This window comes from Micromonospora sp. WMMC264 (assembly GCF_027497275.1).
In the GTDB taxonomy this organism is placed as follows: domain Bacteria; phylum Actinomycetota; class Actinomycetes; order Mycobacteriales; family Micromonosporaceae; genus Micromonospora; species Micromonospora chalcea.
In genome coordinates, this window is sequence record NZ_CP114907.1 from 6,100,788 (window position 1) to 6,112,230 (window position 11,443).

General features: G+C 70.6%; 10 protein-coding genes, 1 tRNA gene, 1 other RNA gene and 1 pseudogene. 9 read left to right on the plus strand and 4 right to left on the minus strand.

Going from position 1 to position 11,443, the window contains the following annotated elements; translation table 11 throughout:
• Nucleotides 1-25: 25 nt before the first annotated feature.
• Nucleotides 26-538, minus strand: a complete 513-nt coding sequence (locus tag O7542_RS27180) for an NUDIX hydrolase (RefSeq protein ID WP_210870671.1) — start codon at nucleotides 536-538, stop codon at nucleotides 26-28.
• 153 nt (nucleotides 539-691) lie between these two features.
• Here O7542_RS27180 and O7542_RS27185 point away from each other — a divergent pair, with 153 nt between their 5' ends.
• Together O7542_RS27185 and O7542_RS27190 are read left to right on the plus strand one after the other, a co-directional pair.
• Complete coding sequence (locus tag O7542_RS27185) at nucleotides 692-1,024, plus strand: YciI family protein (protein WP_281605389.1); 333 nt, start codon at nucleotides 692-694, stop codon at nucleotides 1,022-1,024.
• The gene (locus tag O7542_RS27190) at nucleotides 1,021-2,241 is read left to right on the plus strand and encodes an RNA polymerase sigma factor (protein ID WP_281605390.1); all 1,221 of its coding nucleotides are present in this window, start codon (nucleotides 1,021-1,023) and stop codon (nucleotides 2,239-2,241) included. The genes O7542_RS27185 and O7542_RS27190 overlap by 4 nt, the downstream gene beginning before the upstream one ends.
• Nucleotides 2,242-2,306: 65 nt before the next feature.
• Here O7542_RS27190 and O7542_RS27195 read toward each other — a convergent pair whose 3' ends face one another.
• The 3 genes and pseudogenes from O7542_RS27195 to O7542_RS27205 all read right to left on the minus strand — a co-directional run bounded on the left by O7542_RS27195 (nucleotide 2,307) and on the right by O7542_RS27205 (nucleotide 3,254).
• On the minus strand, nucleotides 2,307-2,612 hold the full coding sequence (locus O7542_RS27195) for a helix-turn-helix domain-containing protein (RefSeq protein ID WP_281605391.1): 306 nt from the start codon (nucleotides 2,610-2,612) through the stop codon (nucleotides 2,307-2,309).
• A pseudogene (locus O7542_RS27200) lies at nucleotides 2,612-2,905 on the minus strand (type II toxin-antitoxin system RelE/ParE family toxin); the annotation flags it as partial. The pseudogene O7542_RS27200 and the gene O7542_RS27195, both read right to left, overlap by 1 nt.
• Nucleotides 2,906-3,169: 264 nt before the next feature.
• A tRNA-Ser gene (locus O7542_RS27205) sits at nucleotides 3,170-3,254 on the minus strand.
• An 81-nt stretch (nucleotides 3,255-3,335) separates the two neighbouring features.
• On the opposite strand from O7542_RS27205, the gene ffs reads away from it, so the two are divergent.
• The 7 genes from ffs to O7542_RS27240 all read left to right on the plus strand — a co-directional run bounded on the left by ffs (nucleotide 3,336) and on the right by O7542_RS27240 (nucleotide 11,442).
• Nucleotides 3,336-3,425: signal recognition particle sRNA small type (gene ffs, locus O7542_RS27210), an RNA gene on the plus strand.
• A 107-nt stretch (nucleotides 3,426-3,532) separates the two neighbouring features.
• Nucleotides 3,533-6,388, plus strand: a complete 2,856-nt coding sequence (locus O7542_RS27215; RefSeq protein WP_281605392.1) for a DNA polymerase III subunit gamma and tau — start codon at nucleotides 3,533-3,535, stop codon at nucleotides 6,386-6,388.
• Between the two features lie 108 nt (nucleotides 6,389-6,496).
• Entirely contained in the window at nucleotides 6,497-6,805 is a 309-nt protein-coding gene (locus O7542_RS27220; protein WP_030502117.1) for a YbaB/EbfC family nucleoid-associated protein, read from the plus strand.
• A gap of 8 nt (nucleotides 6,806-6,813) precedes the next feature.
• Nucleotides 6,814-7,407: a recombination mediator RecR gene (recR, locus tag O7542_RS27225; RefSeq protein ID WP_069088852.1), complete on the plus strand. Its 594-nt coding sequence runs from the start codon at nucleotides 6,814-6,816 to the stop codon at nucleotides 7,405-7,407.
• A 322-nt stretch (nucleotides 7,408-7,729) separates the two neighbouring features.
• On the plus strand, nucleotides 7,730-9,394 hold the full coding sequence (locus tag O7542_RS27230) for an ABC transporter substrate-binding protein (protein ID WP_069089883.1): 1,665 nt from the start codon (nucleotides 7,730-7,732) through the stop codon (nucleotides 9,392-9,394).
• Between the two features lie 78 nt (nucleotides 9,395-9,472).
• Nucleotides 9,473-10,477: an ABC transporter permease gene (locus tag O7542_RS27235; protein WP_069089549.1), complete on the plus strand. Its 1,005-nt coding sequence runs from the start codon at nucleotides 9,473-9,475 to the stop codon at nucleotides 10,475-10,477.
• Nucleotides 10,474-11,442 carry an ABC transporter permease gene (locus tag O7542_RS27240; RefSeq protein ID WP_069089550.1) on the plus strand — a complete coding sequence of 323 codons (969 nt, stop codon included), beginning with the start codon at nucleotides 10,474-10,476 and terminating at the stop codon, nucleotides 11,440-11,442. Before O7542_RS27235 ends, O7542_RS27240 begins: the two co-directional genes overlap by 4 nt.
• Nucleotide 11,443: the final 1 nt, after the last annotated feature.

Here is an 11,443-nt window from a genome sequence, read left to right on the forward strand (position 1 = left end):
TGGATAGAACATGTGTACGACGATCTCAGGTGGTTCCGTTGGTCAGATACCTCGGGCGTCCGTCGCTCAGCGCGGCCACCGCGTGACGCAGCCGATGCCAAACGTACGGGCGAAGCAGCCCCTGCGCATCATCGAGCGCAACGAATCGTGCGTCGGCCAGTTCGCCGTCAGCCGGTTTCAACGGCTCGGCGGGAGGCAGTGCACCGCCGTCGAAGATGAACATCAGGCTGTCGTCCCACGGGCCGTGCGGTGCAACCCAGTCCACCACCAGCAACGGTCCGATGCGCAGTTCGAGACCCAACTCCTCGCGCACCTCCCGCTCGGCGGCCAGGTGCGGCGGCTCGTTCGCCTCCGCCATGCCGCCCGGCAGGTCCCAGTCCGGCTTGTAGCGCGGATCTACCAGCAGGACGTCGCCGTCACCGTTGCGCAGCAGTACGTCGGCTCCCACCCGCTTCCGGGGCTGCCGCGCGTTGCCCTCGGCGAGGTGGGCCTGCCAGGCTGCCGGATCTCGCTCGTACAGGGGACGCTCGTCGGCCATACCGACGATTGTCGGCCGTCCTCACGCCGTCGGCAGCGGCCTCGGCGTTCGCGTACGAGAATCGCCTGGTCGATCTCGGCGGAGGTGGTCGGATCGGGGTGGAGGCGTTCGTAGCCGGGGTGACGGCGGCCGACGATAGTAAAAGAGGAACCGATGGCGCAGTACCTGATCTCCGTACTCGACGACACCACCGGCTCGGCCACCGACGCGGAGATGGCCGCGATCGGTGAGTTCAACGAGCGGTTGCGCGCCGACGGCCACTGGGTCTTCGCCGGTGGCCTCGTGGCACCGGAGACGGCCACAGTCGTGGACGCGCGGGACGGGAACCCGGTGTTCACCGACGGCCCCTACGTGGAGACGAAGGAGTACGTCGGCGGATTCTGGATCGTCGAGGCGCCGGACTTCGACGTGGCGCTCCCGCTCGCCGCGCTGGCGTCGCAGCGGTGCAACAGGCGGGTCGAGCTGCGGCCGTTCCTGACCGCGTGACAGACATCGGCGAGGCGCTCACCCGGGTCCACCGCGAGGAGTGGGCCCGGGTGGTCGCCACGCTCGCCCGACGCATCGGCGACCTCGACGTCGCCGAGGAGATGACCGCCGAGGCGTTCGCCGCCGCCGTCGAACGCTGGACGGCCGACGGCGTGCCGCCGAACCCCGGCGCGTGGCTCACCACAGTCGCGTACCGCAGGGCCGTCGACCGGATCCGGCGCGAGAGCCGGCGGGAGGACAAGCACCGGGAGGCGCTGATGCTGACCGACGTGCCGGAACCGCTCGGTGTCATCGACGACGACCGGCTCCGCCTGATCTTCACCTGCTGCCATCCGGCGCTGGCCATGGAAGCGCGGGTGGCGCTGACGCTGCGCCTGGTCGGCGGACTCACAGTGCCGGAGATCGCCCGGGCGTACCTGGTTCAGGAAGCCGCCATGAGCCGGCGGATCACCAGGGCCAAGACGAAGATCAAAGCGGCCGGGATCCCGTACCGGGTGCCGTCCCGCGAGGACCTGCCGGCCCGCGTCACCGGCGTGCTCGCCGTTCTCTACCTGGTCTTCAACGAGGGCTACCTCGCCTCCGACCCCGGCAAGGAGGCGGTCCGCGCCGACCTGACCGGCGAGGCGATCCGGCTCACCCGGCTGGTCCGTACGCTGCTGCCCGACGACCACGAGGTCACCGGCCTCTTGGCGCTGATGCTGCTGACCGAGGCCCGCCGGCCCGCCCGGGTCTCCGCGACCGGCGAACTCGTCGTCCTCGCCGAGCAGGACCGCAGCGCCTGGGACCGCGACCTCATCGCCGAGGGCCACGCCCTGGTCCGCGCGTGCATCGCCGCCGGACGGCCGCCGGGCCGCTACCAGATCCTCGCCGCGATAAACGCCGTCCACACCGACGCCCGCGACGCGCGAGACACCGACTGGTCGCAGGTCGCCGCGCTCTACGACCACTTGGTACGCGTCGACCCGTCGCCGATCGTGCGACTCAACCGGGCGGTGGCGGTCGCCGAACTGGACGGGCCGCAGGTGGCGCTCGCCGAGGTGGAGGGGTTGCCGCTGGACGGGTATCACGCGTACCACGCGACGCGGGCCGAGCTGCTGCGGCGGATCGGGCGGGGTGGGGAGGCGCGGGAGGCGTACGACCGGGCGATCGAGTTGGCGGGGAACAGCGCGGAGACGGCGTACTTGAAGCGGCGGCGGGACCAGTTGGGCACCGGGTGAGGAGTGCCATGGAACGCCGAAGGGGCGCCGCAAGCGGTGCCCCTTCGTGTCTGTCTCTTGCCCACTCAGCTGAGGGTGACCCGCTCGCCCTCGAAGTCAGCGACGATCTCCACGTTGCCGCCGAGGGCCCTGATGTAACGCACAACAGTGCCGACCTCGGCCTTCGGCAACTCGTCGTTCTCGATCGTCGCGACGCGAGGCTGCGACACCTTCATGCGGTCAGCGACCTGCTGCTGGGTCAGGCCCCTGCGCTCGCGCATCTCGCGCAGGCGCGCGGCGCGGACCTCGCCGCGCATCCGCTCCTTGTGCTGCTCGACGGTGGTCTCGTTCAGGTCGGCGCGGGAGCGAACGTCCCGCCAGCTACGTGCCATCAGCGTTGTCCCTTCAGCTCTCGCAGGTGCTCGGTGAACTTCTGGTCCGCTTCGAGGATGCTGGTCTCGTACCAGCCTTTCCAGTTGCCAGCCTTGTCACCCGCGACCAGGAGGATGGCCTCCCGCTGGGGGTCGAAGGCGAACAGGATCCTGATCTCCGTATCCCCCGCCGAGCCCGGCCGGAGCTCCTTCATGTTCTTGTAGTCGGAGCCCTTCACATGGTCAACGAGGGGCCGCCCGAGGGCCGGGCCTTCCTCGGCGAGCAGGTCAATGGCGGCGGCCACCTGGCCTGCGGAATCCGGGTCATCCTTACTGAAGTGAAGGTCTGATACTACGTAGCGTCAGGAGTGCGACAAAAGATCAGCCTGTGTCTGCGCGCGAGTGACGGGGAGAGCTGATCTCTGCGATTCATGACAGCCGCCAGCGGTCTGGCCGAGCGGCCGGCCGCGAGCAACCAGGCGGGCCGGACCATGGCAAGTGAGACGAGGGCGAGCGTAGAGACGACTCAGGGCCGGTCCCGCGGGGGCCGGCCCTGTCGTTTTTCCTGCTCAAGCGAGCGGAGGATACGAGATTCGAACTCGTGAGGGTGTAAACCCAACACGCTTTCCAAGCGTGCGCCCTAGGCCTCTAGGCGAATCCTCCGCGAGCCAGGATACAGGTCTCCCGACGGCGGGCCACCCCACCCTCCCGGAAGATCCACAACCCTTCGGGTAGGCTTGGCGTCACCTCCCGTGCGGCGGTACCTCGTGAACCTCCCCAGGGCCGGAAGGCAGCAAGGATAAGCGAGCTCTGCCGGGTGCACGGGAGGCCTTTCTGTCTCCCGGGCCGGGTAACGTCGCTGCGGGTCGGGTCACGGGGTGGTGGGTGGTCACCCGGGGCCGACCGGCGCAGAATGGCTCGGTCGAGAGGAGGCGGGACGGGTGGCACTGGCCCTTTACCGCAAGTACCGGCCGCGGACGTTCGCCGAGATCATCGGCCAGGATCACGTCACCGAGCCGTTGTCGCAGGCGCTGCGCAGCGGCCGGCTGAACCACGCGTACCTCTTCTCCGGCCCCCGGGGCTGCGGCAAGACCTCCAGCGCCCGGATCCTGGCCCGCTCGCTCAACTGTGAGCAGGGCCCCACGCCCGAGCCGTGCGGGCAGTGCGAGTCCTGCCGTTCGCTCGCGACCGACGGTGCCGGCTCGATCGACGTGATCGAGATCGACGCGGCCAGCCACGGTGGTGTCGACGACGCCCGTGAGCTGCGGGAGAAGGCGTTCTTCGCGCCGGCCCGCAGCCGCTTCAAGATCTACGTCATCGACGAGGCGCACATGGTCTCGTCGGCCGGCTTCAACGCGTTGCTGAAGCTGGTCGAGGAGCCCCCGGAGTACGTCAAGTTCATCTTCGCCACCACCGAACCGGAGAAGGTCCTCGGCACGATCAAGTCGCGGACCCACCACTACCCGTTCCGGCTGATCCCGCCGAAGGTGCTCCGTCCCTACCTTGAGCAGCTCTGCGAGGCCGAGGGCGTCACTGTCGATCCGGCTGTATTCCCGCTGGTGGTCCGCGCCGGTGGCGGCAGCGCCCGGGACAGCCTCTCCGTACTCGACCAGCTCATCGCCGGCGCCGGCCCGGAGGGTGTCGGCTACGCCCGGGCCGCCGCGCTGCTCGGCGTCACCGACTCGGCGCTGATCGACGAGATGTGCGACGCGCTCGCCGCCGGTGACGGCGCCGCCGCGTACGCGACTGTCGACCGGGTCGCCGAGGCCGGCCACGACCCGCGCCGCTTCGCCTCCGACCTGCTGGAACGCCTCCGCGACCTGATCGTGCTCCAGCAGGTGCCGGATGCCGCCGCCAAGGGCCTCATCGACGGCCCGGCCGACCAGATCGAGCGGATGGCCGCCCAGGCGCAGCGTCTCGGCCCGGCCACGCTGTCCCGCTGCGCGGACATCGTGCACAACGGCCTGGTCGAGATGCGCGGCACGACAGCGCCCCGGCTGCTGCTGGAGCTGATCTGCGCCCGGATGCTGCTGCCCGGCGCGGACGACTCGTCCGGCGGCCTGCTCCAGCGCCTGGAGCGGATGGAACGCCGGCTGACGCTGGGCGGCGTCGAGCCGTCGCCGTCCGCGCATCCCACCCAGACCCCTGAGGTACGCCCGGCGGCTCCCGCCCCGGGCGCGGCTGCCGCCGCGGTCCACCCGGACACCGCCGGCACGCCGGCGGCTCCCGGTGCCCCGACCGGTGCCGCCGCCGCACGTGCCGCCGCAGCCGCCGCTGCCGGTTCCCGCGGCGCCGCGCCCGGTTCCCGCCCGGGCTCTGCCGTCGGGGCTACCGGCTCCCGTCCCGCCCCGGCCGGTGCGGCTGCCGACGCCGGCCCGGCCGCTGCCGATTCCGGCTCGTCGACGACCGAGGCGACAGCGGCTGCCGGAACTCACCCCGGCACGGACGCCGGGTTCTCCGCGTCGGCCTCCGAGCGGTCAACTGCCGGCCCGACGACTTCCGGCCAGGCCCCCGCCCGACGTCCGGTGCCGCCGTCTGCGGTGATGCCCGACCCCGCCACGCCCGAGCCGCCCCGCCCCGGCGCGGCGAATCCGGGGGCGCTCGACGCGGTGGCCGTGCGCCGGGTCTGGCCCGAGGTAGTAGGCAAGGTGAACCGGAGCAACAAGCGGATCGCCGCGCTGATGCGGGACGCGGTGGTGCGCGACCTGGACGGCGACACGCTCGTACTGACCGTGAAGTCGACGGTGCTGGCGAAGATGATGGCCGACCACGCGGCCGTGCTGACCGACGCGCTCTACGAGGAGTTCGGCGGTCGCTGGCAGATCCGCTGCGAGGTGGCGGGCGAGCGCGGCGCCGCATCGCTCGGCGGCCCGTCCCGCCCGTCCGGCGCGGCACGAGCGCAGACCGACAGCACGCCCGACCGCGCACCGTCCGACAGCGTCCCGGGCCGCCCGGCGTCCGCTCCGACGGCTCCGGCGTCCGACACCCCACCCGGTCGCCCGGCCCCCGGAGTGGCGGCCAATGCTCAGGCGCGCTCCGATTCCGGCAGCTCGGGCGACTTCTCCCACTCGACCACACCCGACGCGAGCCGTCCTGGCTCGACGGACGCCGGACCGGGCCGTCCTGACTCCGGTGCTGCCGGTCGTCCGGCATCCGCCGGTCTCGGCGACGCCCCGGGACAGCCGGTGTCCGGCTCGACCGGTGCCACGGGCAACCGAACCCTCGGCAGTCAGGGAGCGGCCGGGCAGGCCGACGAGGACGACTGGCCGGAGCCGGTGCGGCCCGGTGGCGCGGCGACCGCTGCCGCCTCGGCCGCGAGCGCCGGCGACGCGGAGGACTGGCCGGCGGCGGCACGTCCGGGCGGGGGCACGGCGACCGCTACCGCCCCTGTCGCCGTACCCAAGCCTGCCGCACCCCCGACGGCGCCGGCCGGTGGCGCGAGGCCGGGGGGCGGCGGGCCGAAGAACAGCGCGATCGCGGCGGCGCGTGCCGCAGCGGCGGCGGCTGCTGCGGGCGGTGGTCCCGGCAAGGGGTCGCGCGCGGCGCAGCCGGCGCGGAAGACGGCCGACGCCGAGTGGGCGGGCGAGCCGCCCTACGACCCGGACTTCGACGGCCCGGTGCGGGGTGGGCGGGCGCCCGCCGCGGCGCCGGCCTACGAGGGGTTCGACCCGGGCGACGAGCCGCTCGACGACGTGATCGACGAGCGGACGGCCCGGCAGTCGAGCGAGGAGCAGGCGGTTCAGCTGCTGCGTGAGACGTTCGGGGCCGAGAAGATCGACGAGGTGGACGCGCGCTGAGCGCGCGCCGACCGAGAAGGAGCTGCGCCGTGGCCCGACTAGGCTGGGCGCGGCCGAGCAGACGAGTGGAAGAAGGAGCGGTCCGTGCGCCCAGGTGGACAGCCGAACATGCAGCAGATGCTGAAGCAGGCGCAGAAGATGCAGCAGCAGATCGCCAAGGCCCAGGCCGAGCTGGCCGAGGCGGAGCTGACCGGCACCGCCGGCGGTGGCCTGGTCACCGCCACCGTCGCCGGCACCGGTGAGCTGAAGGCGATCAAGATCGACCCGAAGGCGGTCGACCCGGAGGACGTCGAGACGCTCGAGGACCTGGTGGTCGCGGCCGTGCACAACGCCGCCGAGGCGGCCCGCGAGCTGACCGAGAAGAAGATGGGCCCGGTCGCGGGCGGCATGGGCGGCCTCGGCCTGCCCGGGTTCTGAGCCGGCAGATGTACGAGGGTGCCATCCAGGATCTGATCGACGAGCTGGGCCGGCTGCCGGGCGTGGGCCCGAAGAGCGCCCAGCGGATCGCGTTCCATGTGCTGTCGGCGGATCCGGCCGACGTGAACCGGCTGGCCGGCGCGCTGCGCAAGGTCAAGGACCTGGTCCGGTTCTGCACGACCTGCTACAACGTGGCCGAGTCGGAGCAGTGCCGGATCTGCCGCGATCCCCGGCGTACCGACGAGGTGCTCTGCGTGGTCGAGGAGCCCAAGGACGTGGTGGCGATCGAGCGGACCGGGGAGTTCCGCGGGCGCTACCACGTGCTCGGTGGCGCGATCAATCCGCTGGAGGGCATCGGTCCGGACAACCTGCGGATCCGTGAGCTGATGACGCGCCTCGGCAGTGGTTCGGTACGTGAGCTGATCCTGGCCACCGACCCGAACACCGAGGGCGAGGCGACCGCCACCTATCTGGCGCTGATGGTCAAGCCGATGGGGATCGCGGTGACCCGGCTGGCGAGTGGGTTGCCGGTCGGCGGCGATCTGGAGTACGCCGACGAGATCACGCTGGGCCGCGCGTTCGAGGGGCGCCGAGCCGTCTGAGTTGTGCCGCGTCGCTACCGGCGGGTGCCCTGCGGGGTGCCCGCCGGACGTGTTCGCGGGCTGGAACCCGGCGCGCGCCGATCTGACACGAACGTGCGTCCGGGACCGGATCGACGTAATAAATTCGGCCTTCAAACCGACGAAAATTCGGCGCTAGGCAGTGTTCTCCTTCGAATCGAATGCCTCGATCCAGAACAGACACGATTCGATACCAACCCGCCCCCCGCCCGTTTCCGCGCCGTCCACCCGAGGGCTAAGGTCTGCGCACATCGGTGACCCTGTCACCACGTTGTCCGTACCCCCAAGGACGAGGTGAAGCACCATGCGTGCATCCAGGCCGAAGGTCGCAATCGCGGCCGTCGCGGTCGCGGCCCTCGCGGTTGCAGGCTGCGCCGAGAGCGACCGTGAGAGCGGCTCCGGAGGAAATAGCAAGAAGGACACCCTCGTCTTCGGCGTCGCCGGAGACCCGAAGGTGCTCGACCCCAGCTTCGCCAGCGACGGTGAGTCGCTGCGCGTGGCGCGCCAGGTCTTCGAGACGCTGGTCCGTCCGGAGGAGGGCGGCACCAAGGTGACGCCGGGCCTCGCGGAGTCCTGGACGCCGGACGCGGCGGGCACCACCTGGACCTTCAAGCTCCGCTCGGGCGTGAAGTTCCACGACGGCACCGACTTCAACGCCGAGGCCGTCTGCGCCAACTTCGACCGCTGGTACAACGCCAAGGGCCTCATGCAGAGCCCGGACGTGACCGCGTACTGGCAGGACGTCATGGGCGGGTTCGCCAAGAACGAGGACCCGGAGCTGGGGCCGAGCCTCTTCAAGTCCTGCACCGCCAAGGACGCCACCACTGTGGACCTCACGTTCACGCGGGTCTCCAGCAAGATCCCGGCCGCGCTGATGCTGCCGTCGTTCTCGATGCAGAGCCCCAAGGCGATGGAGCAGTACGACGCCAGCAACGTGACCGGCACCGCCGAGGACATCAAGTACCCGGCGTACGCGATGGAGCACCCGACCGGCACCGGCCCGTTCAAGTTCAAGGCGTGGGACATCGCGAACAAGACGCTCACCATCGAGCGCAACGACGACTACCACGGCGAAAAGGCCAAGCTGAAGACCATCATCTTCAAGACGATCTCGGACGAGAACGCCCGCAAGCAGGCGCTCCGCTCGGGTGACATCCAGGGCTACGACCTCGTCGGCCCGGCGGACGTGGAGCCGCTGAAGAAGGAGGGCTTCAACGTCCTCACCCGGCCCGCCTTCAACATCCTCTACCTGGCGATCAACCAGAAGGGGAACCCGAAGCTGGCCGACCTGAAGGTCCGGCAGGCCATCGCGCACGCGCTGAACCGGCAGGCCCTGGTCGACTCGAAGCTCCCCCCGGGCGCCAAGGTCGCGATGAACTTCTTCCCGGACACGGTCGAGGGCTGGAACGGCGACGTCACCAAGTACGACTACGACCCGGCCAAGGCCAAGGCTCTGCTGGCCGAGGCGGGCGCGTCGAACCTGACGCTGCGGTTCCACTACCCGACCGAGGTCACCCGGCCGTACATGCCGAACCCGAAGGACATCTTCGAGCTGCTCTCGGCGGACCTCAAGGCGGTCGGCATCAACGTCCAGGCGATCCCGCTCAAGTGGAGCCCGGACTACCTGAACGCCACCACCTCCGGCAACAAGCACGACCTGCACTTCCTCGGCTGGACCGGTGACTACGGCGACGCGTACAACTTCATCGGCACCTTCTTCGACCGCCAGAAGGACGAGTGGGGCTTCAACAACCCCGCGCTCTTCGCGCAGTTCAAGGACGCCGACACCACCGCCGACGTGGCGGCCCGGACGGAGAAGTACAAGGCGCTGAACAAGACGATCATGGACTTCCTGCCGGGTGTGCCGATCTCGCACTCCCCGCCGGCGATCGTGTTCGGCAAGGACGTGACCGGGGTCAAGGCGAGCCCGCTCACCGACGAGCGGTACTCGAGCGCAGAGTTCAAGTGATCTGAACGCACCGTACGCGGGCGGGCGCTGTGACCACAGCGCCCGCCCGCACCCCTCCGCACACCCTCCGAGGCGCCCGTGTTCCGGTTCATCGTCAGACGCCTGCTACAGCTGATACCCACGCTGTTCGGGCTCTCCGTTTTGCTGTTCATCTGGCTCCGCCGACTTCCCGGCGGTCCCGAGACCGCGATCCTCGGTGAACGGGGCACGCCCGAGTCCCGCGCCGCGATCCGGCGCAACCTCGGTCTCGACGAGCCGATCCTGGTTCAGTACGCCCGTTTCCTGCGGCGGATGATCCGGCTCGACCTGGGCACGTCGACCGGCACGAAGCGGGCCGTCACCACGGAGTTCCTGGAGCGGTTCCCCGGCACCGTCGAGCTGACCGTCATGGCCATGATCCTCGCGGTCGGCATCGGGATCCCGCTCGGCTACCTCGCCGCCCGCCGCCGCGGCCGGTTCCTCGACCACGCCTCGGTCGGCGGATCGCTCATCGGCATCTGCATCCCGGTCTTCTTCCTGGCGTACGTGCTCAAGGCGATCTTCGCCGAGAACCTGGGCTGGTTCCCCTCCAGTGGCCGGCAGGACCCGACCATCGGGGCGACCCGGGTCACCAACTTCTTCGTCCTCGACGGGATCATGACCCGCGAGTGGGACGCCGCCGCCGACGCGCTCTGGCACCTCGTGCTGCCGGGCATCGCGCTGGCGAGCATCCCGCTCGCGATCATCGTCCGGATCACCCGGGCCAGCGTCCTGGAGGTGCTCAACGAGGACTTCGTCCGGACCGCCGAGGCCAAGGGCCTGACCGAGCGGACCGTCCGTCGCCGGCACGTGCTGCGTAACGCGATGCTGCCGGTGGCCACCTCGATCGGTCTGCAGACCGGTCTCCTGCTCTCCGGCGCGGTGCTCACCGAGACCGTGTTCGCCTTCAGCGGCATCGGCGCGTTCGTCGCCGAGTCGATCAGCCAGCGCGACTATCCGGTGCTGATGGGCTTCATCATGATCATTGCGGTGGTGTACGTGCTGGTGAATCTCCTGGTCGACCTCTCCTACAGCGTGATCGACCCGAGGGTGAGGGTGCGATGACCATCACCGGAGGCAAGAAGCGCGAGAAGATCGACCGGCTCGCCGAACTGTCCGCCCGCGAGGACGAGCAGGGGGTGAGCCTCTGGAAGGAGGCGTTCCGCCGCCTGCGGCGCAACCCGGCGGCCATCATCGGCGTCGTCATCCTGGCCGTCTTCGTCCTGGTCGCGGTGATCGGGCCGTTCTTCGTCCCGTACAGCCCGACGGACTCGATCGGCATCCGGGAAGGGCTGGTCAAATCCGGCCAGGGCATCATCCCGGGCGCCTCCGCCGACCACTGGCTGGGCTTCGACCACCAGGGCCGGGACGAGTTCAGCCGGCTGGTCGTCGGGGCCCGGCAGACGCTGCTCGTCGGCGTGGTCTCCACCCTGATCGGTCTCGCGGTCGGCGCGCTGATCGGCGGCGTCGCCGGCGCGGCGGCCGGGCTGGGCGGACGCTGGGGCCGCTGGATCGACAGCACCCTGATGCGCTTCATCGACATGCTGCTGGCCATGCCGAGCCTGCTGCTCGCGGTGAGCATCGCGGCGCTGCTCGGCGCCAGCCTCACCACCGTGATGATCGCCGTCGGTGTGGTCTCCGTGCCGATCTTCGCCCGGCTGCTGCGCGGCTCGATGATCGCCCAGTCCAACAGCGACTACGTGCTGGCGGCGACGGCGCTCGGCGTGAAGCGGTCGAAGATCGCCCTCACCCACGTGGTGCCGAACTCGATCGCCCCGGTCATCGTCCAGGCCACGCTGACGCTGGCGACCGCGATCATCGAGGCCGCCGCGCTCTCCTTCCTCGGCCTCGGCAACCCCGACTCGGCCATCCCGGAGTGGGGCGTCATGCTCGCCGACGCGCAGCCGTACCTGGGCATCCGGCCGGGCCTGGCGATCTACCCGGCGCTCGGCATCATCATCACCGCGCTCGGCTTCACCCTGCTCGGCGAGGCGATGCGCGAGGCCCTCGACCCGAAGTTGCGGAAGTAGG

What these genes read in the sequence shown, in the direction of transcription:
- O7542_RS27180 (WP_210870671.1), bottom strand. Translation starts at nt 538, where the DNA reads ATGGCCGACGAGCGTCCCCTGTACGAGCGAGATCCGGCAGCCTGGCAG.
- O7542_RS27185 (WP_281605389.1), top strand. Translation starts at nt 692, where the DNA reads ATGGCGCAGTACCTGATCTCCGTACTCGACGACACCACCGGCTCGGCC.
- O7542_RS27195 (WP_281605391.1), bottom strand. Translation starts at nt 2,612, where the DNA reads ATGGCACGTAGCTGGCGGGACGTTCGCTCCCGCGCCGACCTGAACGAG.
- O7542_RS27220 (WP_030502117.1), top strand. Translation starts at nt 6,497, where the DNA reads ATGCAGCAGATGCTGAAGCAGGCGCAGAAGATGCAGCAGCAGATCGCC.
- recR (WP_069088852.1), top strand. Translation starts at nt 6,814, where the DNA reads ATGTACGAGGGTGCCATCCAGGATCTGATCGACGAGCTGGGCCGGCTG.
- O7542_RS27230 (WP_069089883.1), top strand. Translation starts at nt 7,730, where the DNA reads ATGCGTGCATCCAGGCCGAAGGTCGCAATCGCGGCCGTCGCGGTCGCG.
- O7542_RS27240 (WP_069089550.1), top strand. Translation starts at nt 10,474, where the DNA reads ATGACCATCACCGGAGGCAAGAAGCGCGAGAAGATCGACCGGCTCGCC.